General features: G+C 68.3%; 19 protein-coding genes. 9 read left to right on the top strand and 10 right to left on the bottom strand.

Going from position 1 to position 20,563, the window contains the following annotated elements:
• Nucleotides 1-4 precede the first annotated feature (4 nt).
• The 3 genes from AB7M35_RS04145 to glnT all read left to right on the top strand — a co-directional run bounded on the left by AB7M35_RS04145 (nucleotide 5) and on the right by glnT (nucleotide 3,488).
• Nucleotides 5-685: a GltB/FmdC/FwdC-like GXGXG domain-containing protein gene (locus AB7M35_RS04145; protein WP_453957504.1), complete on the top strand. Its 681-nt coding sequence runs from the start codon at nucleotides 5-7 to the stop codon at nucleotides 683-685.
• Nucleotides 686-763: 78 nt separating this feature from the next.
• Nucleotides 764-2,086 carry an FMN-binding glutamate synthase family protein gene (locus AB7M35_RS04140; RefSeq protein ID WP_453957503.1) on the top strand — a complete coding sequence of 441 codons (1,323 nt, stop codon included), beginning with the start codon at nucleotides 764-766 and terminating at the stop codon, nucleotides 2,084-2,086.
• 97 nt (nucleotides 2,087-2,183) lie between these two features.
• Nucleotides 2,184-3,488 (top strand): type III glutamate--ammonia ligase, encoded by a 1,305-nt coding sequence (gene glnT / locus AB7M35_RS04135; RefSeq protein ID WP_453957502.1) that lies wholly within the window; start codon nucleotides 2,184-2,186, stop codon nucleotides 3,486-3,488.
• A 34-nt stretch (nucleotides 3,489-3,522) separates the two neighbouring features.
• On the opposite strand, the gene AB7M35_RS04130 is transcribed toward glnT, so the two are convergent.
• The 9 genes from AB7M35_RS04130 to paaG form a co-directional block, all read right to left on the bottom strand.
• Nucleotides 3,523-4,767, bottom strand: a complete 1,245-nt coding sequence (locus AB7M35_RS04130; RefSeq protein WP_453957501.1) for an MFS transporter — start codon at nucleotides 4,765-4,767, stop codon at nucleotides 3,523-3,525.
• A gap of 151 nt (nucleotides 4,768-4,918) precedes the next feature.
• A complete protein-coding gene (locus tag AB7M35_RS04125) occupies nucleotides 4,919-5,527 on the bottom strand; it encodes a helix-turn-helix domain-containing protein (RefSeq protein WP_453957500.1) in 609 nt (202 codons plus the stop codon).
• A gap of 39 nt (nucleotides 5,528-5,566) precedes the next feature.
• A complete protein-coding gene (locus tag AB7M35_RS04120) occupies nucleotides 5,567-6,760 on the bottom strand; it encodes an NAD-dependent epimerase/dehydratase family protein (protein ID WP_453957498.1) in 1,194 nt (397 codons plus the stop codon).
• A gap of 233 nt (nucleotides 6,761-6,993) precedes the next feature.
• Entirely contained in the window at nucleotides 6,994-7,776 is a 783-nt protein-coding gene (locus AB7M35_RS04115; protein ID WP_453957496.1) for an ATP12 family chaperone protein, read from the bottom strand.
• Nucleotides 7,776-8,444, bottom strand: a complete 669-nt coding sequence (locus AB7M35_RS04110; protein WP_453960605.1) for an HAD-IA family hydrolase — start codon at nucleotides 8,442-8,444, stop codon at nucleotides 7,776-7,778. Before AB7M35_RS04110 ends, AB7M35_RS04115 begins: the two co-directional genes overlap by 1 nt.
• Nucleotides 8,445-8,623: 179 nt before the next feature.
• Nucleotides 8,624-9,217, bottom strand: coding sequence for a TetR/AcrR family transcriptional regulator (locus AB7M35_RS04105; RefSeq protein ID WP_453957495.1), 594 nt, complete (start codon nucleotides 9,215-9,217; stop codon nucleotides 8,624-8,626).
• A gap of 112 nt (nucleotides 9,218-9,329) precedes the next feature.
• Nucleotides 9,330-10,640, bottom strand: a complete 1,311-nt coding sequence (gene paaK / locus AB7M35_RS04100) for a phenylacetate--CoA ligase PaaK (RefSeq protein ID WP_453957493.1) — start codon at nucleotides 10,638-10,640, stop codon at nucleotides 9,330-9,332.
• Between the two features lie 82 nt (nucleotides 10,641-10,722).
• Nucleotides 10,723-11,172, bottom strand: a complete 450-nt coding sequence (gene paaI / locus AB7M35_RS04095; RefSeq protein ID WP_453957492.1) for a hydroxyphenylacetyl-CoA thioesterase PaaI — start codon at nucleotides 11,170-11,172, stop codon at nucleotides 10,723-10,725.
• A gap of 11 nt (nucleotides 11,173-11,183) precedes the next feature.
• A complete protein-coding gene (gene paaG, locus AB7M35_RS04090; RefSeq protein WP_453957491.1) occupies nucleotides 11,184-11,981 on the bottom strand; it encodes a 2-(1,2-epoxy-1,2-dihydrophenyl)acetyl-CoA isomerase PaaG in 798 nt (265 codons plus the stop codon).
• Nucleotides 11,982-12,197: 216 nt separating this feature from the next.
• Here paaG and paaN point away from each other — a divergent pair, with 216 nt between their 5' ends.
• The 6 genes from paaN to AB7M35_RS04060 all read left to right on the top strand — a co-directional run bounded on the left by paaN (nucleotide 12,198) and on the right by AB7M35_RS04060 (nucleotide 18,543).
• A complete protein-coding gene (gene paaN, locus AB7M35_RS04085; RefSeq protein ID WP_453957490.1) occupies nucleotides 12,198-13,865 on the top strand; it encodes a phenylacetic acid degradation protein PaaN in 1,668 nt (555 codons plus the stop codon).
• An 81-nt stretch (nucleotides 13,866-13,946) separates the two neighbouring features.
• Nucleotides 13,947-15,110, top strand: coding sequence for an ABC transporter substrate-binding protein (locus AB7M35_RS04080; protein ID WP_453957488.1), 1,164 nt, complete (start codon nucleotides 13,947-13,949; stop codon nucleotides 15,108-15,110).
• Between the two features lie 134 nt (nucleotides 15,111-15,244).
• Nucleotides 15,245-16,117 carry a branched-chain amino acid ABC transporter permease gene (locus AB7M35_RS04075; RefSeq protein WP_453957486.1) on the top strand — a complete coding sequence of 291 codons (873 nt, stop codon included), beginning with the start codon at nucleotides 15,245-15,247 and terminating at the stop codon, nucleotides 16,115-16,117.
• 2 nt (nucleotides 16,118-16,119) lie between these two features.
• Nucleotides 16,120-17,064: a branched-chain amino acid ABC transporter permease gene (locus AB7M35_RS04070; RefSeq protein ID WP_453957485.1), complete on the top strand. Its 945-nt coding sequence runs from the start codon at nucleotides 16,120-16,122 to the stop codon at nucleotides 17,062-17,064.
• Nucleotides 17,061-17,849 carry an ABC transporter ATP-binding protein gene (locus AB7M35_RS04065; RefSeq protein ID WP_453957483.1) on the top strand — a complete coding sequence of 263 codons (789 nt, stop codon included), beginning with the start codon at nucleotides 17,061-17,063 and terminating at the stop codon, nucleotides 17,847-17,849. The genes AB7M35_RS04070 and AB7M35_RS04065 overlap by 4 nt, the downstream gene beginning before the upstream one ends.
• Entirely contained in the window at nucleotides 17,836-18,543 is a 708-nt protein-coding gene (locus AB7M35_RS04060; RefSeq protein ID WP_453957481.1) for an ABC transporter ATP-binding protein, read from the top strand. Before AB7M35_RS04065 ends, AB7M35_RS04060 begins: the two co-directional genes overlap by 14 nt.
• A 51-nt stretch (nucleotides 18,544-18,594) precedes the next feature.
• Here the strand turns inward: AB7M35_RS04060 and AB7M35_RS04055 are convergent, their stop codons facing one another.
• Nucleotides 18,595-20,511: an ABCB family ABC transporter ATP-binding protein/permease gene (locus AB7M35_RS04055; protein ID WP_453957480.1), complete on the bottom strand. Its 1,917-nt coding sequence runs from the start codon at nucleotides 20,509-20,511 to the stop codon at nucleotides 18,595-18,597.
• Nucleotides 20,512-20,563 lie beyond the last annotated feature (52 nt).

Raw genomic sequence — 20,563 nt, 5'->3', positions numbered from 1 at the left:
GACCATGGAAGCCATCGATCTCGCCACCACCACCACCCGCGACCTCAACGCCCGCCTGCAGGGTCAGGCGGCCGGCTCCAACGCCGCCTTCGAGGTGCATCATCCGGGCGGCCGCCACGCGCTCGCCTGCGGCCTGACCGCACCCATCGCGGTCACGCTGAACGGCCACGTCGGCTACTACTGCGCCGGCATGAACCAGAACGCGACCGTCACCGTCCACGGCAACGCCGGGGTCGGCGTCGCCGAGAACATGATGTCCGGCCTCGTCCGGGTGAAGGGCGACGCGAGCCAGTCGGCCGGTGCCACCGGCCACGGCGGCCTGCTGGTCATCGAGGGCAGCGCCTCGGCGCGCTGCGGCATCTCGATGAAGGGCATCGACATCGTCGTCAAAGGCTCCGTCGGCCACAACTCGGCGTTCATGGCTCAGGCCGGCCACCTGGTGATCTGCGGCGACGCCGAGGACGGCCTCGGCGATTCCCTCTACGAGGCGGTGATCTACGTCGCCGGCAAGACCGGCACCCTCGGCGCCGACTGCGTCGAACAGGAGATGTCGGCGGACGACGTGGCGAAGGTGCGGGAGCTTCTCGCCCGCGCCGGGATCGACGCCGATCCGGCCGCCTTCCGCCGCTATGGCTCGGCGCGCACCCTCTACAACTTCAAGATCGACAACGTCGGCGCCTACTGACGCGCTGCGTCGTCCCCGACCGTCCTCGCACACGTTTCATCGGCCGGCGATCGCCGGACTGCTCCGGAAGGACCGAAGATGACCAAGCCAGCGCCCCACTTGCGGGAATCCCACATCTTCGACCGCGCCGCGATCCACGAGATCCAGCGCGCGGCACGGGAAGGCATCTACAAGATCCGCGGGTTCGGCGCGAAGCGGGCGGTGCCCCACTTCGACGACCTCGTGTTCCTCGGCGCGAGCATGTCGCGCTATCCCCTTGAAGGATATCGCGAACGCTGCGGCACCGACGTGGTGCTCGGCTCGCGCTTCGCCAGCAAGCCGCTGCATCTGCAGATCCCGATCACCATCGCGGGCATGAGCTTCGGCTCCCTGTCGGCCCACGCCAAGGAGGCGCTCGGGCGCGGCGCCAACGAGGTCGGCACCTCCACCACCACCGGCGACGGCGGCATGACGGACGAGGAGCGCGGCCACTCCAACAAGCTCGTCTACCAGCTGCTGCCGTCCCGCTACGGGATGAACCCCGATCACCTGCGCAAGGCGGACGCGATCGAGGTGGTGATCGGGCAGGGTGCCAAGCCCGGTGGCGGCGGCATGCTGCTCGGCCAGAAGATTTCGCCGCGCGTCGCCGGGATGCGCACGCTGCCGGAGGACATCGACCAGCGCTCGGCCTGCCGGCACCCGGACTGGACCGGGCCGGACGACCTGGAGATCAAGATCGAGGAGCTGCGCGAGCTGACGGGATGGGAGAAGCCCATCTACGTGAAGGTCGGCGCCTCGCGCACCTACTACGACACGCTGCTGGCGGTGAAGTCCGGCGCCGACGTCATCGTGGTGGACGGCATGCAGGGCGGCACCGGCGCCACCCAGGAGTGCTTCATCGAGCATGTCGGCATCCCGACGCTCCCCGCGGTGCGGCTCGCCAGCGACGCGCTGAAGGAGCTCGGCGTGCACCGGCGGGGCGTCCAGCTCATCGTCTCCGGCGGCATCCGCACCGGTGCCGACGTCGCCAAGGCGATCGCGCTCGGCGCCGACGCCGTCTCCATCGGCACGGCGGCGCTCATCGCGCTCGGTGACAACCGCCCGGAGCTCGCCGAGGAATACGAGAAGCTCGGCACCGCGCCCGGCTTCTACGACGACTGGCAGGCGGGCCGCGATCCGGCCGGCATCACCACCCAGGACCCCGAGCTGGAGAAGCGCCTGGATCCGGTGGCCGGCGGCAAGCGCCTTGCGAACTACCTGCGGGTGCTGACGCTGGAGGCGCAGACCATCGCGCGCGCCTGCGGCAAGAGCCACGTGCACAACCTGGAGCCGGAAGACCTGCAGGCGCTGACCATCGAGGCGGCCGCCATGGCCCGGGTGCCGCTCGCCGGAACCGGCTGGATTCCCGGACAGAATTTCTGAGCCTCGGCCCGAATCCTGCAACGCCGGCACCCCAGCCGGCCGTTGCGCCCCGCGCTTCAAAAACAATGACACCGACACCAGAAGGGACCCCGCAGCCATGAGCGATCTCGCCGACTTCGCCCGCGAGACGGGCGTGAAGTACTTCCTGATCAACTTCACCGACCTCCGGGGCGTCCAGCGCTCCAAGCTGGTGCCGGCGACCGCCATCGCGACGGTGCAGAAGAACGGGGCGGGGTTCGCGGGCTTCGCCACCTATCTCGACATGTCGCCGGCCGACCCGGACATGTTCGCCATTCCGGACGCCTCCACCGCGATCCAGCTGCCGTGGAACCCGGATGTCGCCTGGGTCGCGAGCGACCTGGTCATGGCCGGCGAGCCGGTCGCCCAGGCGCCGCGCGGGGTGCTGAAGACGCTCATCGCGGCGGCGGCCGAGAAGGGCATGAACATGAAGGCCGGCATCGAGGCCGAGTATCACCTCATCGACGAAAGCGGCCGCAACATCTCCGATCCACGCGATGTGGACGCCAAGCCCTGCTACGACCAGTCTGCGATCATGCGCCGCTACGAGGTGGTGTCGGAGATCTGCGACGCGATGATCGCGCTCGGCTGGGGCCCGTATCAGAACGACCACGAGGACGCCAACGGCCAGTTCGAGATGAACTGGGACTTCGCCGACGCGCTGGTGACGGCCGACCGCCACGCCTTCTTCAAGTTCATGGTGAAGTCGATCGCCGAGAAGCACGGGCTGCGGGCGACCTTCATGCCCAAGCCGTTCACCCACCTGACGGGCAACGGCTGCCACTCGCACGTGTCGATCTGGAGCCTCGACGGCGCCACCAACATGTTCGAGGGCGACGCCCACGCGCTCGGCCTGTCCGGCACGGCGCTGGCGTTCATCGGCGGCGTGCTCGCCCACGCCGAGGCGATCTGCGCGCTGACCAATCCGACCGTCAACAGCTACAAGCGCATCAACGCGGCGGTGACGGCGTCGGGCGCCACCTGGTCGCCGAACGCGGTCACGTGGACCGGCAACAACCGCACCCACATGGTGCGCATTCCCGATCCCGGCCGGTTCGAGTTCCGCCTGCCGGACGGCGCCGCCAACCCGTACCTGCTGCAGGCGGCCCTGCTGGCCGCCGGCCTCGAAGGCCTGGAAAAGAGCGCCGATCCGGGCGAGCCGCTCCTCGACGTCAACATGTACACCGACGGCGGCTCGGTGAAGGCGCGGCGGTTGCCGCTCTACCTGGTCGACGCGATCCGCGCCTTCGATGCGGACAACGCCCTGAAGGCCCGGCTCGGCGCGGGCTTCTCAGCCTCGTACGTGAAGATGAAGATGGCCGAGTGGAACGACTACTCCCGCCACCTCACGGACTGGGAGCGGCAGGCGACGCTGGACTGCTAAAGCCTCTGAGTCGCGCAAGTCCCTGCCGCGCCGCTCAGTCGCGGCTTTCCAGATGCTGGATGCGGCGCAGCTCGGGGAAGGCCTTCGCCCAGATGGCGGCGACCGCCATCGTTCCGGCGCCGCCGACCGCCACCGCAGCCACGGTTCCGATCAGCGCCGCCATGACGCCGGCGCGGAACTCGCCGAGTTCGTTGGAGGCACCGACGAACACCATGTTGACGGCGTTGACGCGTCCGCGGACCGCGTCGGGCGTCCAGAGCTGGATCAGCGTCTCGCGGACGAACACGCTGACCATGTCGAGGGCGCCCATCATCGCAAGCGCGACGATGGAGACCCAGACGGTCTCCGACAGCCCGAAGACCACGGCGAACGCGCCGAAGCCGAACACGCAGATGAACATCATCAGCCCGGCGTGCGACCGGATTGGCCGCATCGCCAGGAACACCGCGACGGCCACCGCGCCGACGCCCGGCGCCGACCGCAGCAGGCCGAGACCCCACGGCCCGAGCTCCAGGATGTCGCGCGCGTAGACCGGCAGCAGCGCCGTCGCCCCGCCCAGGAGCACGGCGAAGAGATCGAGCGAGATGGCGCCGAGCACCACCTTCTCGCGGCGGATGTAGCTGAGGCCCGCCATGACCTCCGACCAGCTGACCGGCGTCTTCACCGTCTTCTGGTCAGGCTGGGGGATCATCAGCACCAGGCAGGTGGCGGCGATGAACATCGCGCTCGCCACGCCGTAGGCGGCGAGGGGGCCGACGCCGTAGAGGAGACCGCCGGCGACCGGCCCGACGATGGCGGCGACCTGCCAGGCCGACGAATTCCAGGCGATGGCGTTGGCGAGCTCCGACTGCGGGATCAGATTGACCACCAGCGAACTCTGGGCCGGATTGAAGAAGGCACGCGCGCTGCCGAACACCAGCAGCGCGGCGAAGATCGGCAGGACGCTTTCGGCTCCGTTCAGCGTGTAGACGATGAGGAAGAGCGCGCAGAGCGCCTCTGCGGCGGCGGCGATCGCCATGATTGACCGCCGCCTGTAGCGATCCGCCGCGGCGCCCGTGACGAACACAAGCAGCAGCGCAGGCAGGAACTGCAGCAGCCCGACGAAGCCCAGATCGAGGGGATTGCGGCTGATGTCGTAGACCTGCCAGCCCACCGAGACGCTGACGACCTGCACCGCGAACGTCGAGGAAAACCGCGCCGCCCAGTAGAGGGCGAAGCTGCGGTGGCGGAAGGCCGCGAACCGGGAGGCTGGTCCGCCGCTGGCGTCGGCTGGGAACATGGTCGTTTCGCTTGGCGGTGCGGTGTGCGTCGGCAGCCGACGCATGGATCGGTCACCGCGGCCAACGGCCATCGGTGGGGGAACGTCGGAGGCGCGCCGGCTCAGGCCGCCTTGTAGGCAATTCGGCGCGGTCCGGAAAGGTCGATGTCGGTCAGCTGTCGCCGGGCGAGGCGATGATCGAGAGGTAGCGTGCCTCGGCGGTCAGAAGTTCCGCCGGCCCGTGCGGTGCGATGGCATCGAAGAAGAGCGAATCGCCGGGGGAAAGCTGGAAGGACCGATCGCCGTGGCGGTAGGTGACCTCGCCCTCCAGCATGTAGATGAACTCCACCCCTTCGTGCTGGAACTCGGTGAACATCGCCGACTGCTCCGTCAGCGTGATCAGGTAGGGCTCCACCGACACGCTCGAGCGGATCATGTGGCCGAGCAACTGGTACATGTGACCGGCCCGCGTGCCGCGCCGGTCGATCTCAAGCCCGCGTCCGGCCGGAACATAGGAGACGTCGCGGCTTTCCTCGAACGAGCGGAAGAACGCCGAGAGCGGCAGGTTGAACGCGTTGGCCAGCGTGGTCAGCGTCGACAGCGACGGGGAGATCTGCCCGTTCTCGATCTTCGAGACCATACCCGGCGACAGGCGCGTCGCCTGGGCGAGATCGGCGAGCGTCATCTGCAGCCGTTGCCGCTGGCGGCGCACCTCGCGGCCGATATAGCGTTCGATGGATCGGGGTTCCCGATCCGGCTGACCGTCGTCGGCGGAGTCCATGGCGGGCTGAGATCACTCCTGGCCGGGATCGCGCCGTCGTCAGACGGCCTTCGGATAGGTGACGGTCTCCTTGCGCCGCCAGCTCGACACGCACGGGATCTTGGTGCGGTCGCAGCGGTCGGCATAGGTCCGCGCGATGTCGGTGACTTCGCTCATCAGGCCCTTTTCCAGGGTGATCGGCGTGAGCCCCATGCCGAGGAAGCGGTCGTTGGCCACGTGAAGGTCGTTCTCCTCCGCCTCGTTGCGCGGATTGGGAACGTACTCGACGGGGACGTTGGTCATTTCCGAGATCATCTCCGCCAGCTTCCGGATCCGGTGGGTCTCGGTCATCTGGTTGAGGATGTTGACGCGCTCGCCGGCCTGGGGTGGGTTGTCGATCGCCAGCTCGATGCACTTGCAGGTGTCGCGGATGTGGATGAAGGCGCGGGTCTGCCCGCCGGTGCCGTGCACCGTCAGCGGATAGCCGATCGCCGCCTGCATGAGGAACCGGTTGAGCACGGTGCCGTAGTCGCCGTCGTAGTCGAACCGGTTGATCAGCCGCTCGTCCATCGAGGTTTCGTCGGTCTGCGTGCCCCAGACGATGCCCTGGTGCAGGTCGGTGATCTTCACCCCGTCGTTCTTGTTGTAATAGTGGAAGAACAGCTGATCCTGGGTCTTGGTCATGTGGTAGACCGAGCCCGGGTTGGCCGGGTAGAGGATCTCGTGATCGACGAGGTCGGCGCCGGTGTCGATCTTGATCTGCAGATAGCCTTCCGGAATCTTCATGCCCGCGGTGCCGTAGCCGTAGACGCCCATGGTCCCGAGATGAACCAGGTGGACGTCCAGGCCGGACTCGACGATGGCGCACAGCACGTCGTGGGTCGCGCAGAGATTGTTGCGGACGGTGTAGCGCTTGTGGTGCGGCGACTTCATCGAGTAGGGCGCGGCGCGCTGCTCGGCGAAGTGGATCACCACGTCCGGCTTCTCGGTCTGCAGCAGCGTCAGGAGCCGGTGGTAGTGCTCGCCGACCGAGAACGATTCGTGGCGAATGCTCTTGCCGGTGAGCTCCTTCCAGACGCGCAGCCGCTCGCCCAGCGGACGGATCGGCGTCAGCGATTCGACCTCGAGCTCGACGTCGATCTTCCGGCGGGACAGGTTGTCGACGATGACGACGTCGTGGCCCCGTTTGGACAGATAAAGGCTGGTCGGCCAACCGCAGAAACCGTCGCCGCCAAGGACCAGAACCTTTGCCATAATGCGTGCACCCGCTTGCCTCTGCCCCGTCCCGATCGACATGGCGGCCGATGGTGACGAGGCGCTCTCATCTGTGATGCCGGGAGCGGCGTGCACCGTTCGGAGGGGCACCGCGTCCCGGGTTCGGCTCATCGCAAGTCGCCGCACGTGCGGCGAAACACCAACGTAAAAGGTTGGTTTTGCCATGTGGCTTAGCGCATCCGTCCGGACGACGCCAGACGTTGAAATCCCGGTCAGGTCGGGCGCGAGGCGCCCCGACTTGCGGCCAGCAGGGCGGCCGTCCGCATCTCCGTCTCCCGGCGTTCGCGGCGGCGCGTCGCTTCCGCGTCGGCGCCCCACAGCGAGATGTTCCAGTCCTCGTCGACGTGGGCCGCGCTCCAGGCCTCGTCGACCGTCAGCCGGCCGTCCTGGACGGCCAGCGCGATCAGCACCGAGCCGGTGAGGGTGGTCATGGAGTGCAGGGCGGCGAGGGCGAGCGGATCGTCCGTCGGCAGGCGGTTGCGCACCGCGGCGAGCGTCGAGGCGGGCTGCGCGACCGGCATCACGCCCTCGGCCAGCATGAAGCGGGCGCCGAGCGTCGACTCGGCCCACGACAGGATCGGGTCCCAGACTTCCTTCTGGCGGGCGACCAGGCCATCCGGCATGCCGGCGCGGTAGCAGAGCAGGTCGGTGCCGGCGAAGGCCGCGATGTCGTCGGCGACCGCGTCGGGCATGTCGGCGACGCCGTCGATGGCGGCGTTGAGCAGGCACGTCATCGGCATGCGGGCCGGGTTGATCTCGGTTTCCTGGGCGTCCCATTCGGCCGCGACCGTTTCGGCGAGGGCGGCATCCGCAACCGAAAGTGGCCGTCGCTTCGGCGTACGCACCGGCCGGCCGTCGAGGACGATCTCGAAGCCGCTCTCCGCCGGGCGCGTCCCGACCGTTTTGTAGAAGCGCTTCGGAAGCTCCGGCCGCATCATCTTGCGAGCCAGGCCGACGGGGTCGTTGGCGGCGGGTGGGGTCTGGTCGGCGGTCATCATGCCGTCCTTTCGCTGAGAAGCTCCGCGATCGCGCCGGGCACGTCCGCGAAGCTGTCGATGATGCGGTCGGCGCCGGCGGGCACGAGGGTTTCGACCGGATGATAGCCCCACGACACCCCGAGCGCCGAGACGCCCGCCGACTTCGCCATCTGCATGTCGAACGTGGTGTCGCCGATCATCACGGTGGCGGCCGGGTCGGCGCCGGTTTCCGAGAGCGCCCGGAAGATCATCTCCGGGTGGGGCTTGGAGGCGGCGTCGTCGGCGGTCTGCAGGGTGGCGAAATGCCGGTCCAGGCCGAACCGCTCGATGATCGCGTCGACACCGCGCCGCGACTTGCCGGTGACCATGCCGAGCAGCAGGTCGTCGCGCCCGGCGAGTTCGTCGAGCACGCGCGCCACGTCCGGATAGAGCGGCTCGTGATGCGCCTCGCTCGTCCGCAGGTCGCGGAAGGAGGCCTTGTAGGCTTCGACCACGAGGGGAACGGAGCCGACGAAGTCCGGGCCGACCAGCTGGCCGATCGCCTGGGGCAGCGAAAGCCCGACGATGCCGAGGATCGCCGCGCGGGGCGGCGGTGCCAGCCCCTCGGCCCGGAACGCGTGTTCCATGGCGGCGACGATGATGTGCTGGCTGTCGACGAGGGTGCCGTCGCAGTCGAACAGCACCAGCTGGAGCTCGTTCGAGGCACCGGGCGCGGAAGCCTCCCCGGCGGGGAGGCGGGAATCGGTTGTCGACGTCACGATGTGTCCTGTCCCTGCCGCATGCACGGAAGCGTGCCGCGGCCGCGGGCGTTATGTGGAGATCGGCCTGCTGCCGGTGAAGGGATAGACCGGCTCGCTCCTGCGGATCAATCCAGGGCGCGGCTGCCGGCGACGACGATGCGCGCGGCGATGGCGGCATAGTCTTCCCGGCTGACCGGGCCGGATGGCCTGAACCACAGATAATGCCAGTTCAGCATCCCGAACAGCGACATGGTGACCGGCTTGAGCAGGCGCGGGTTGGCGCCGAGCTCGGGATTGGCCTCGGCCAGCGCGCCGGCGAACACGTCGACCAGGTCCCGCTCCATCCGCTTGAGGATGTCCTGCTTGTCGGCGGGAAGGCGACTCAGGTTGTTGATCTGCACCTTGTGCTCGGCGTCGGCGTCCCGGTAGGCCTCCAGGATCACCGTGCAGAGACGCACCAGCCGGTCCTCGGGATCGGGGCCAGCCTCCACCTCCCGCACCGCCGCGACGAGGTCCTCCAGATGGGCCTCGATCACGTCGAAGAGCAGCTGCTCCTTGTTGGCGTAGTAGTGATAGAGGAGCGCCTTGGACACGCCGCAGGCGAGCGCGATCTGGCTCATCGAGGCGCCGTCGAAGCCGGTGTCGGCGAAGGCTCGGGCCGACGCCGAGAGGATCGCATTGCGTTTGTCGTCGTAGTCGACAGCACGCGGCCGCGCCATGTCACCGCTCCTTCACCCGCCGCCGCGCAGCCGCGGCGGCCGTCGCACGACACTCGCTGCCGCATCCATGACCAGACAGTCCCGGCGCACCCGGGCGTATGCCGGGTGCGCTCTAGTCCTTCGGCCGGCGGTCGACGACGCGCCTGGCCTTGCCCATCGACCGCTCGAGGCCGCCGGGGTCGGCCACCACGATGCGCGTCGACACGCCGATATTGTTCTTGATGTGCGCCCGGAGTTCGGCCGCGTGGGAGGCGCGGCTGGTGTCGTCCGCAAGGCCCTGACGGGCCTCGACATGGACGGTCAACTCGTCCATGCGACCTTCCCGGGTTACCTCAATGAGGTAGTGCGGAGCAAGGCCGGCGCAGCGCAGCAGCTGTTCCTCGACCTGGGTGGGGAACACATTGACGCCGCGGATGATCAGCATGTCGTCGGAACGCCCGGTGATCTTCTCCATGCGCCGCATGGAGCGCGCCGTGCCCGGCAGCAGCCGCGTCAGGTCGCGGGTGCGGTAGCGGATGATCGGCAGCGCTTCCTTGGTGAGCGAGGTGAAGACCAGTTCGCCGACTTCGCCGTCCGGCACCGGCATGCCCGTCTCCGGGTCGATCACCTCCGGATAGAAGTGGTCCTCCCAGATGTGCAGCCCGTCCTTGGTCTCCACGCACTCGTTGGCGACGCCGGGACCCATCACCTCCGACAGGCCGTAGATGTCGACGGCGTGGATGTCGAACGCCGTCTCGATCTCCTTGCGGACCGAGTTCGTCCACGGCTCGGCGCCGAAGATGCCGACCTTCAGCGAACAGGTGGCCGGGTCGATGCCGCGCTGGCGGAACTCGTCCAGGATCGCCAGCATGTAGGACGGCGTCACCATGATGATTTCCGGCTGGAAATCCTGGATCAGCTGGACCTGGCGCTCGGTCATGCCGCCGGAGATCGGCACGACGGTGCAGCCGAGCTTCTCCGCGCCGTAGTGGGCGCCGAGGCCGCCGGTGAACAGGCCGTAGCCGTAGGAGATGTGGCAGATCATGCCCGGACGGCCGCCGGAGGCGCGGATGGAGCGCGCCATCACGGTCGCCCAGGTGTCGATGTCGCGCTTGGTGTAGCCGACCACGGTCGGCTTGCCGGTCGTGCCGGAGGAGGCGTGGATCCGAACCACCTGCTCGCGCGGAACGGCGAACATGCCGAAGGGATAGTTGTCGCGCAGGTCCTGCTTCGCGGTGAAGGGGAACTTCGCGAGATCTTCCAGCGACGTGAGGTCGTCCGGATGGACGCCGGCGGCATCGAAGGCGCGCCGATAGTGCGGCACGTTCTCGTAGGCGTGGGCGAGCGACCACTTCAGCCGTTCGAGCTGCAGGGCGGAGATCTCGTCGCGGGAGGCGATTTCGATCGGCTCGAGACTGCTCGGGTCCGGACTCAGATCCAGCATGGCATTTCCTCCAACTGGCCGGGCGCGGGAGCGGCATCGGCCGCTTGCCCGCGTCACCGGCTTGAAACGCAGTCGCGCGCGGCTATTCAGCTGCCGTTGGCGCGTCCGTTCCCTCCAGGAGCCGGCCCGCGATGGTGCGCGACTGGCCGCGGAACTCCGCGACCGTCGTTCCGGCCTGGTCGGTGACGGTGATGTCGTAGATGCCCGAGCGTCCCTCGCGCCAGCGTTCCTCGGCCACCGCCGTCAGCGTGTCGCCGAGGCGCGCCGACTTGACGAAGCTGATGGAGCACGACTGGGCGACGGTGCGCTGGTCGTAGGTGTTGCACGAGAACGCGAAGGCGGAATCGGCGAGCAGGAAGATGTAGCCGCCGTGGCAGATCGCGTGGCCGTTCACCATGTGGTCCTGCACCGCCATGGTGAGCACCGCCTTGCCCGGCGCCACGGAGACGATCTCCATGCCGAGGCCGCGCGAGGCCTTGTCCTCGGCCCACATGGCGTCGGCGCACGCGCGGGCTGTTTCCTGAGCGTCCATGGTGTCCGCCCTCAGCCCTGGCGGCCGGTGAAGGCCGGCGGCCGCTTTTCCATGAAGGCGCGCACACCCTCGGCGTAGTCGGGATGCCTGCCGGCCTTGCGCTGGAAGTCGCGCTCCAGAGCGAGCTGGGCATCGAGGTCGTTGGTCTCGGAGGCGTCGAGGATGCGCTTCTGCAGCGCCAGGCCGTCGGTCGGCGCCTTGGCGAAGGCTTCGGCCATGCGGATGGCCTCGTCCAGCAGCGCTTCGTCGTCGACCGCCTTCCAGATCAGCCCCCAGGCTTCGGCCTTCTCGGCCGGAATCGGCTCCGCCAGCAGGCACATGCCGCGGGCGCGCGCCGCGCCGACCAGCCGGGGCAGCACCCAGGTGCCGCCGGAATCCGGCACGAGGCCGAGCTTGGCGAAGGCCTGGATGAACTTCGCCGAGCGGGCGGCGAGGACGATGTCGCAGTTGAGCGCGATGTTGGCGCCGGCACCCGCGGCGGTCCCGTTCACCGCGGCGATGATCGGGAAGGGCAGGGCGTGCAGCCGGCGGATCAGCGGGTTGTAGTAGGTCTCGATGGTGTGGCCGAGATCCGGCGCCTCGCCGCCCTCCGGCCGCACCCGGTCCGAGAGGTCCTGGCCGGCGCAGAAGCCGCGGCCGGCGCCCGTCAGCACCACGGCGCGGCACGCGCGGTCGGCCTCGGCCTCCTCGAGCGCGGCGGCGAGGGCCTTGTGCATGGCCTCGTTGAAGGAATTGAGCTTGTCGGGCCGGTTGAGCGTGATCAGCCGGTAGCCCTCGCGCACCTCGGAAAGAACCGGGGTCTCGTCCATGGCGTGTCTCCCAAAACAAAGGTCGATCATCGGAGGGCCGGACATAGCATGCCGTTCCTCCGTGTCGCTTCTTCGTCCGAAAATCAGGGCTTGACTGACCGGACGGTTAATCAATTAGTATGAGCCAAAAGAAGGGCTGTCAACGCGGTCGATTTCGAGACGCGGCGGCCCTCCACACCGGGGGCGGCAAGCCCGCGGGACGCACGGGAGAGACGAATGTCCGAGCTGTTCGACCGCCATCGCGAGACCCTCCAGCACGCCGTCGAGGCGGCGCGTTCGCGTGGCTACTGGACGCCGTATCCCGAGATGCCGTCCGGCCGGATCTACGGCGAAACCGCCAAGGCGGACGGCGAGGCCGCCTTCCAGGCGCTGCTGAACGCGCCCTTCGAGATCGACCAGCCGACCACCGGCGGCCGGGTCGGCAAGGAAGAGAGCCCGTACGGTTTCGCGCTGGGTACCACGTACCCGGCGACCGATCCCGTCGCCCTCGTCGCCGCGGCCAAGGCGGCCGGCAAGGCGTGGGGCGCGGCCTCGGTGGAGACCCGCGTCGGCATCTGCCTGGAGGTCCTCGACCGGATCAACAAGCAGTCCTTCCTGATGGCGAACGCCGTCATGCACACCTCCGGGCAGGCCTTCATGATGGCCTTCCAGGCCGGCGGCCCGCACGCCCAGGATCGTGGCCTCGAGGCCGTCGCCTACGCCTACGACGAGATGAGCCGCATCCCCGGCGCGGTGCGCTGGGAGAAGCCCCAGGGCAAGCAGCCCCCGGCGGTGCTCGACAAGACGTTCAAGGTCGTGCCGCGTGGCGTCGCGCTGGTGATCGGCTGCGCCACCTTCCCGAACTGGAATTCCTACTCGGCCTATTTCGCGGACCTGGCGACCGGCAACGCCGTGGTGGTGAAGCCCCATCCGATGGCGATCCTGCCGCTGGCGCTCACCGTTCGCATCACCCGCGAGGTGCTGGCCGAGCAGGGCTTCGATCCGAACGTGGTGGTGCTGGCGGCCGACGAGATCGACGCGCCCGTCACCCAGGCGTTCGTCAGCCACCCCGACATCGCGATCATCGACTTCACCGGCTCGCGCGGCTTCGGCGAGTGGATCCGGTCGAACTCGGCGGGGAAGCAGGTGTTCACCGAGGAGGCGGGCGTCAATTCGGTGGTCGCGCTGTCCACGGACTCGTTCCGCGGCCTGTGCGGCAACCTGGCCTTCTCGCTGTCGCTCTATTCCGGCCAGATGTGCACCGCGCCGCAGAACATCTTCGTGCCGCGCGCCGGCATCGAGACCGATGACGGCCACAAGAGCCCCGACGACGTCGCCAAGGGCATCGCCACCGCGCTGGACAAGCTGCTCGGCGATCCCGACCGCGCGCTCGGCATCCTCGGCGCCGTCCAGAACCCGGACACCATCGATCGGATCGATCACGCCCGCGCGCTCGGCAAGGTGGTGCGCGACTCCGCGCCAGTGACCGGCGGGGCCATCCCGGAAGGCACACGCACCGCGACGCCGCTGCTGGTCCAGATCGATGCGGCTGACGAGGCCGCCTATCTGGAGGAGCGCTTCGGTCCGATCGCCTTCGTGGTCGTCGCCGACGACGCCGAAGACGCCATCTACCGGGCCGCCGCATCGGCGAAGACCAAGGGCGCCATCACCGCGGCCATCTATTCCACCGACGAGAGCCAGATCGAGATGGCAGCCGAGGCCTTCGCTGAGGCCGGTGCGCCGCTCTCGGTGAACCTGACCGGCCCGATCCTGGTCAACCAGTCCGCCGCGTTCTCCGACTTCCACGTGACGGGCGCCAACCCGGCGGGCACCGCGAGCCTGACCGATGCCGCCTTCGTCGCCAACCGATTCCGCGTCGCCACGGTCCGCCGACAGGGGACCTAGATCTCACGGAAACTGGGATCGAAGAGCGCCGGGAAGAGTGCTCGTCCAGCCTGACCAAGAAAATCGAACGGGAGGAAAACCATGACGAAACTTCAACGCCTGTCGCGTCTCGCCGCGGCGTCCGCCGCCGTGCTGGCGCTTGGACTGTCGGCCGCTTCGGCCGCCGATCCGATCAAGATCGGCTCCGTGCTGGCCGTCACCGGCCCGGCGTCCTTCCTCGGCGATCCCGAGGACAAGACCCTCAAGATGTACGTGGAGAAGATCAACGACGCCGGCGGCGTGCTTGGCCGCCCGCTCGAGCTGATCGTCTACGACTCCGGTGGTGACGCCAACAAGGCGCGCACCTTCGCCACCCGCCTGATCGAGGACGACGAGGTCGTCGCGATCGTCGGCGGCGCGACCACCGGCACCACCATGGCCATGGTCCCGCTGGTCGAGGATGCGGAAATTCCGTTCATCTCGCTCGGCGGCGCGGTGGTCATCATCGACCCGGTGAAGAAGTACGTCTTCAAGACGCCCCACACCGACCGCATGGCCTGCCAGAAGATCTTCGAGGACATGAAGGCCAACGGCTACACCAAGATCGGCATGATCTCGGGCACCGGCGGCTTCGGCAAGTCGATGCGCGAGCAGTGCCTCGACGTGGTCGGCGAGTACGGCATCGAGGTCATCTCCGACGAGACCTACGGCCCGGCCGATGCCGACATGACGCCGCAGCTCACCAAGATCAAGAACACCGAGGGCGTCCAGGCCGTGATCAACCCGGGCTTTGGCCAGGGCCCGGCGATCGTCACGCGCAACTATCGCCAGCTTGGCATCGACGTGCCGCTCTACCAGAGCCACGGCGTCGCCTCGAAGAGCTTCATCGATCTCGCCGGTGACGCCGCCAATGGCGTCCGCCTGCCGGCCGCGGCGCTTCTGGTGGCCGAAAAGCTCCCCGACAGCGACCCGCAGAAGTCCGTCGTGGTCGACTACAAGACCATGTACGAGGACAAGACCGGCGAGGACGTGTCGACCTTCGGTGGTCACGCCTATGACGGCCTGATGATCCTCGTGAACGCGATCGAGAAGGCCGGGTCCACCGATCCGAACGCCATCCGCGACGCGATCGAGGGCACCACGGGCTTCATCGGCACCGGTGGCGAGGTCAACATGACCCCGGAAGACCACCTCGGCCTCGATGTGTCGGCCTTCAAGATGCTGGAGATCAAGGACGGCGACTGGACCATCGTCGACGCCAAGTGATCCTCTAGCTGCTGACTTCGGGCGCCGCCGGTCGGGTCATCCCGGCCGGCGGTCCTGAAGGCGAAAATGAGCCCCTCCCGCGGGCGACAGGCGACGCCTCGTTCGCCGGGTCGACGTGACACCTGGGCGGACCGATGTCGGAATTCCTGCAGTTTGCATTCTCTGGCCTGACGGTCGGCGCGGTCTACGCGCTCGTCGCCATCGGCTTCACGCTGATCTACAACGCCTCCGGCGTCGTGAACTTCGCCCAGGGCGAGTTCGTGATGATCGGCGGCATGGCGACCGTGTTCATCATGGCGGCCGGCATTCCGCTGCCGCTCGCGGCCGCCTGCGCCATCGTCATCGCCATCGTCGTCGGCCTGCTTTTGCATCGGCTGGCCATCGAGCCGGCGCGCGGCGCCGACGCCGTCACCCTGATCATCATCACCATTGGCGCCTCGATCTTCCTGCGGAGCGGCGCCAGCATCGTCTTCGACAAGCAGTTCCACACGCTGCCGCCGTTCACCGGCGACGCGCCCATCGTGGTTGGCGGCGCGGCGATCCTGCCCCAGAGCCTTTGGGTGCTGGGCGGCGGGGTGGTCATCGTGACGCTGTTGTGGGCGTTCCTGACCCACACCATTCTCGGCAAGGCCATCCTGGCGACGGCCGCGAACCGGCTGGCGGCGCGCCTCGTCGGCATCAACACCAGCTACGTGGTCGGGCTGTCGTTCGCGGTCTCCGCCGCCATCGGGGCGATCGCCGGCATCCTCGTCTCGCCGATCACGCTCACCCGCTACGACGTCGGCACGCTGCTGGCGCTCAAGGGCTTCGCCGCGGCGATGGTCGGCGGCATGGGAAGCCCGATCGGTGCCATCGTCGGCGGCCTGCTGATCGGCCTGCTGGAGGCCTTCGGCGCCGGCTACATCTCGTCCGACTATAAGGACGCGATCGCCTTCATCGTCATTCTCGGCGTCCTGTTCTTCATGCCGACCGGCCTGTTCGGCCGCCCCAGCGTGGAGCGGGTCTGATCATGGCGCGCGTCTTTTCCCACCCGTTGATCACCCCGCTGCTGATCGCGCTCATCGTTCTGGCGTGCGGGTTCGGCCTCGGGTCCAGCTTCTATCTCCGCGTCGCCTCGCTGGTGTGGATCTCGGCGCTTGCCGCGATCGGGCTCAACCTGCTGATGGGCTTCGCCGGCCAGGTCAGCCTCGGTCATGCCGGCTTCTTCGGGATCGGCGCCTACGCGGTGGCCGTCGGCCCGAACGTGCTGCCGGTGTCGCCGCTGGCCGCCCTCGTCCTCGGCGTGCTTGCCGCGGCGCTGATCGCCTATCTCGTCGGCCGCCCGATCCTGCGGCTGAAGGGTCATTATCTGGCGGTCGGCACGCTCGGGTTCGGCATCCTCGTCTACATGGTGCTGTCCAACGAATCCGGGCTCACCGGCGGTCCGGACGGGATGACCGTCGCCCGGCCGGAACTGCTCGGCTTCCGCCTGAAGGGCGTCGACACCTGGTACTGGATCAGCGGCACGGTGCTGGTGCTCGGCGCCTGGATTGCCGGCAATCTGGTCCGCTCGCCCACCGGCCGCGCGCTGCGTGCGCTGCACGATTCCGAGGTGGCGGCGCGCGTGGTCGGCATCGACGTCGCCCGCTACAAGCTGGTGGCGTTCGTGGTGTCCGCCGTCTACACGGCACTCGCCGGCGCGATGCTGGCGCTCTTCAACGGCTTCATCACGCCGGATGTCGCCGGCTTCATGCACTCCATCGAGTTCGTGGTGATGGTGGTGCTCGGCGGCATGGGCTCGATCTTCGGGTCGCTGGTCGGCGCGGCGATCCTTGTGGCGCTGCCCCAGGCGCTGTCGGCGTTCCAGGAATACGAGCACCTGGTGCTCGGACTGATCCTCATGGTGTTCATGATCTTCCTGCGCAAAGGCATCGTGCCGAGCCTCATGGCGCTGGTCGGCGGGAGGGGCAAATGAGCGCGCTCTCGGTCCGCGACATCGGCATTTCGTTCGGCGGCGTGAAGGCCGTCGACACCGTCTCGTTCGACGTGGAGGAGGGCTCGATCTTCTCCATCATCGGCCCCAACGGAGCGGGCAAGACGACGCTCTTCAACCTGATCTCCGGGGTCTACGTGCCGATGACCGGCAGCGTGTCGCTGTTCGGCGAGGACGTCACGTCGGTGGTGCCGGAAGGCTTGGTGGCCCGCGGCCTGTCGCGCACCTTCCAGAACCTGCAGATATTCTTCCGCATGACGGTGGCGGAAAACGTCATGGTCGGCCGGCACCTGAAGGAGGCGAGGGGCATCGTCCCGCACCTGCTGGCGCTGCCGTCGGTCATTCGCCAGAACCGCGAGAGCCGGGCCGAGGCGATCCGGCTTCTCGACCGCATCGGACTGGCCGGGCGCGCCGACGACCTTGCCGCGAACCTGCCCTACGGCGAGCTGAAGCGCCTGGAGATCGCCCGCGCGCTGGCGACCCAGCCGAAGGTGCTGCTGCTCGACGAGCCCGCCGCCGGCTGCAATCCGCGCGAGACCGAGGACATCGAGCACCTGATCGAGGACATCGCCGCCGACGGCGTCACGGTGGTGCTGGTGGAGCACGACATGAAGCTCGTCATGCGCATCTCCAACCGGCTGCACGTGCTGGACTACGGCCGGACCCTGACGGAGGGCAACGCCGAGGAGGTCCGCTCCAACCCCGAGGTCATCAAGGCGTATCTGGGCACCCATGGCGCAGAGGAGGCCGCCCGTGCTCACCGTTGAGAGCCTGAAATCGGGTTACGGCCGCATCGAGGCGCTGCACGGCGTCTCGCTGGAGGTGAATGCCGGCGAGATCGTCTCCCTGGTCGGGGGCAATGGTGCCGGCAAGACCACGCTCCTGCGCGCCGTCTCCGGCGTCCAGCCGGTCAACGGCGGTTGCGTCGTGTTCGAGGGCACCGACATCACCCGGATGTCGCCGCACCGGCGCGTCGAGCTCGGCATCGCCCAGGTGCCCGAGGGACGGCAGATCTTCAGCCCGCTCTCGGTGGAGGACAATCTCCGGCTCGGCGCCTACCGCCAAAAGCACGGCGCGGCCGAAGTCAACAAGGATCTCGAGCGCATCCACGCGATGTTCCCGATCCTCGCCGAACGCCGCCGCAACGCCGCCGGTGGCCTGTCCGGCGGCCAGCAGCAGATGCTGGCGATCGGGCGGGCGCTCATGGGGCGGCCGCGGCTGTTGCTGCTCGACGAGCCGTCGATGGGCCTCGCGCCGATCCTGGTCGACCAGATCCTCCAGGCGATCGTCGACCTTCGCAAGGACGGCGTCACGGTGTTCCTGGTGGAGCAGAACGCCTTCGCGGCGCTGTCGATCGCCGACCGCGGCTACGTCATCGAGACCGGCGCGATCGCCAAGGAAGGCACGGGCAAGTCGCTGATCGCCGACCCTGCGGTGCGCGAGGCCTATCTCGGCGTCTGACTTGGGTTGGAGAAGGGGCCGCGACCGCGCGCGGCCCGGTCAAACGCCGTCCTATCGCGAGCTCGACAGCACTTCCTCGGCCGTCGGCTCGATGGAGCCGTCGTCGTCCGTTGTCGCTTCGTCGACGCGGCGCGGCGCGGCCGGCGGCAGGAGGTCGTCGTCCCATTCGCCTTCCTCGCGCTGTCGGTTCCACATCTGGGCGTAGATGCCGCCGCGCTCGATCAGCTCCACATGCGTTCCGCGCTCGACGATGCGCCCCTGGTCGAGGACCAGGATTTCGTCGGCCCGCACGACGGTGGACAGACGGTGCGCGATGACCAGGGTCGTGCGGTTTTCCGACACCCGGTCGAGGGCCGCCTGGATGTCCTGTTCGGTCCGGCTGTCCAGCGCCGAGGTCGCCTCGTCGAGGATGAGGATCGGCGGCCCCTTCAGGATGGTGCGGGCGATGGCGACGCGCTGTTTCTCGCCGCCGGACAGCTTCAGCCCGCGCTCGCCGACCTCCGTCTTGTAGCCCTTCGGCAGCGTCTCGATGAACGGGCCGATCTGCGCCATGTCGGCGGCCGCACGGACCTCCTCGTCGCTGGCGTCGGTGCGCCCGTAGCGGACGTTGTAGGCGATGGTGTCGTTGAACAGCACCGTGTCCTGGGGAACGATGCCGATCGCCGCCCGCACCGACTTCTGGGTGACCGAGCGGACGTCCTGGCCGTCGATGGTCACGCGGCCGCCGGTCACGTCGTAGAAACGGTAGAGCAGCCGCGAGATGGTCGACTTGCCGGCGCCGGAGGGCCCGACGAGCGCGACGGTGTGGCCGGGCGGAACCTCGAACGAGATGCCCTTCAGGATCTCCCGGTCGGGATCGTAGTGGAACAGCACGTCCTCGAAGCGGATGGCGCCATCGGTGACCACGAGGTCCGGCGCGCCGTCGGCGTCACGGATCTCCGGCTCCACGTCGAGGACCTTGAACATCGCCTCGATGTCGGCCAGCGCCTGCTTGATCTCCCGGTAGACGAACCCGATGAAGTTCAGCGGGATCGACAGCTGGATCAGCAGCGCGTTGATCATCACGAAGTCGCCGATGGTCTGGGTGCCGGCCATGACAGCGCGCGCCGACATCACCATGCAGATGGTCATGCCGATGGCGAAGATGACGGTCTGCCCCAGGTTCAGCCATGCGAGCGACGTCCAGATCCGGATGGCAGAGCTCTCGTAGCGCTCCATCGACTGGTCGAAGCGGTTGGTCTCCATGACCTCGTTGTTGAAGTATTTCACCGTCTCGAAGTTGAGCAGCGAGTCGATCGCCTTGGAGTTCGCCTCGGTGTCGGAATCGTTCATCTCCCGGCGGATCTTGATGCGCCAGTCCGAGGCAACAAGCGTGAAGGCGATATAGGCCGCGACCGTCAGCGCGATCACCAGCAGGTACCAGACGTCGAACTGGTAGGTGACGACGGCGGCGACGAGCGCGAATTCCAGGATGGTCGGCAGCGAGTTCAGGATCGTGAACCGGACGATCGTCTCGATGCCCTTGGTGCCGCGCTCGATGACCCGCGACAGGCCGCCGGTGCGGCGCTGCAGGTGGAAGCGCAGCGACAGCTCGTGCAGGTGCACGAAGGTGCGGCGCGCCATCCAGCGCACGGCATGCTGGCCGACACGGGCGAACAGCGCGTCGCGGATCTGGTTGAAGGTCATCGCCAGCACCCGGGCGACGCCGTAGGCGATCACCAGCAGGATCGGCACCGCGAGGAAGCCGGGCACGCCGGCGCCCCCCTCCGACGGCGGCGCGGTCAGCGCGTCGGTCACCCACTTGTAGGTGTAGGGCGTCAGCACGGTGATGACCTTGCCCAGCACGAGGGCCATGACGGCGATCACCACTCGCCGCTTGAGGTCGGGGCGGTCCGCCGGCCACATGTAGGGCCAAAGCGCCCGGATGGCGCGGAAGGTCTGGCCACGGTCTGCCGTGACGCGGTTCATGTTGTCTCTGCTCGGTGCCATGCGCTCGCGCTGCGGAACGAGTGGAGGGCCC

The sequence above is a fragment of the Amorphus suaedae genome (genome assembly GCF_053629675.1).
The sequence above is the reverse complement of the archived record's forward strand: the minus strand, read 5'-3'. Positions and strand labels throughout refer to the sequence as shown.

Excerpts from the sequence above, each read along its gene's own strand:
- AB7M35_RS04145 (WP_453957504.1), top strand. The coding sequence starts at position 5 with ATGGAAGCCATCGATCTCGCCACCACCACCACCCGCGACCTCAACGCC.
- AB7M35_RS04140 (WP_453957503.1), top strand. The coding sequence starts at position 764 with ATGACCAAGCCAGCGCCCCACTTGCGGGAATCCCACATCTTCGACCGC.
- glnT (WP_453957502.1), top strand. The coding sequence starts at position 2,184 with ATGAGCGATCTCGCCGACTTCGCCCGCGAGACGGGCGTGAAGTACTTC.
- AB7M35_RS04130 (WP_453957501.1), bottom strand. The coding sequence starts at position 4,767 with ATGTTCCCAGCCGACGCCAGCGGCGGACCAGCCTCCCGGTTCGCGGCC.
- AB7M35_RS04125 (WP_453957500.1), bottom strand. The coding sequence starts at position 5,527 with ATGGACTCCGCCGACGACGGTCAGCCGGATCGGGAACCCCGATCCATC.
- AB7M35_RS04120 (WP_453957498.1), bottom strand. The coding sequence starts at position 6,760 with ATGGCAAAGGTTCTGGTCCTTGGCGGCGACGGTTTCTGCGGTTGGCCG.
- AB7M35_RS04115 (WP_453957496.1), bottom strand. The coding sequence starts at position 7,776 with ATGACCGCCGACCAGACCCCACCCGCCGCCAACGACCCCGTCGGCCTG.
- AB7M35_RS04105 (WP_453957495.1), bottom strand. The coding sequence starts at position 9,217 with ATGGCGCGGCCGCGTGCTGTCGACTACGACGACAAACGCAATGCGATC.
- paaK (WP_453957493.1), bottom strand. The coding sequence starts at position 10,640 with ATGCTGGATCTGAGTCCGGACCCGAGCAGTCTCGAGCCGATCGAAATC.
- paaI (WP_453957492.1), bottom strand. The coding sequence starts at position 11,172 with ATGGACGCTCAGGAAACAGCCCGCGCGTGCGCCGACGCCATGTGGGCC.
- paaG (WP_453957491.1), bottom strand. The coding sequence starts at position 11,981 with ATGGACGAGACCCCGGTTCTTTCCGAGGTGCGCGAGGGCTACCGGCTG.
- paaN (WP_453957490.1), top strand. The coding sequence starts at position 12,198 with ATGTCCGAGCTGTTCGACCGCCATCGCGAGACCCTCCAGCACGCCGTC.
- AB7M35_RS04080 (WP_453957488.1), top strand. The coding sequence starts at position 13,947 with ATGACGAAACTTCAACGCCTGTCGCGTCTCGCCGCGGCGTCCGCCGCC.
- AB7M35_RS04075 (WP_453957486.1), top strand. The coding sequence starts at position 15,245 with ATGTCGGAATTCCTGCAGTTTGCATTCTCTGGCCTGACGGTCGGCGCG.
- AB7M35_RS04070 (WP_453957485.1), top strand. The coding sequence starts at position 16,120 with ATGGCGCGCGTCTTTTCCCACCCGTTGATCACCCCGCTGCTGATCGCG.
- AB7M35_RS04065 (WP_453957483.1), top strand. The coding sequence starts at position 17,061 with ATGAGCGCGCTCTCGGTCCGCGACATCGGCATTTCGTTCGGCGGCGTG.
- AB7M35_RS04055 (WP_453957480.1), bottom strand. The coding sequence starts at position 20,511 with ATGAACCGCGTCACGGCAGACCGTGGCCAGACCTTCCGCGCCATCCGG.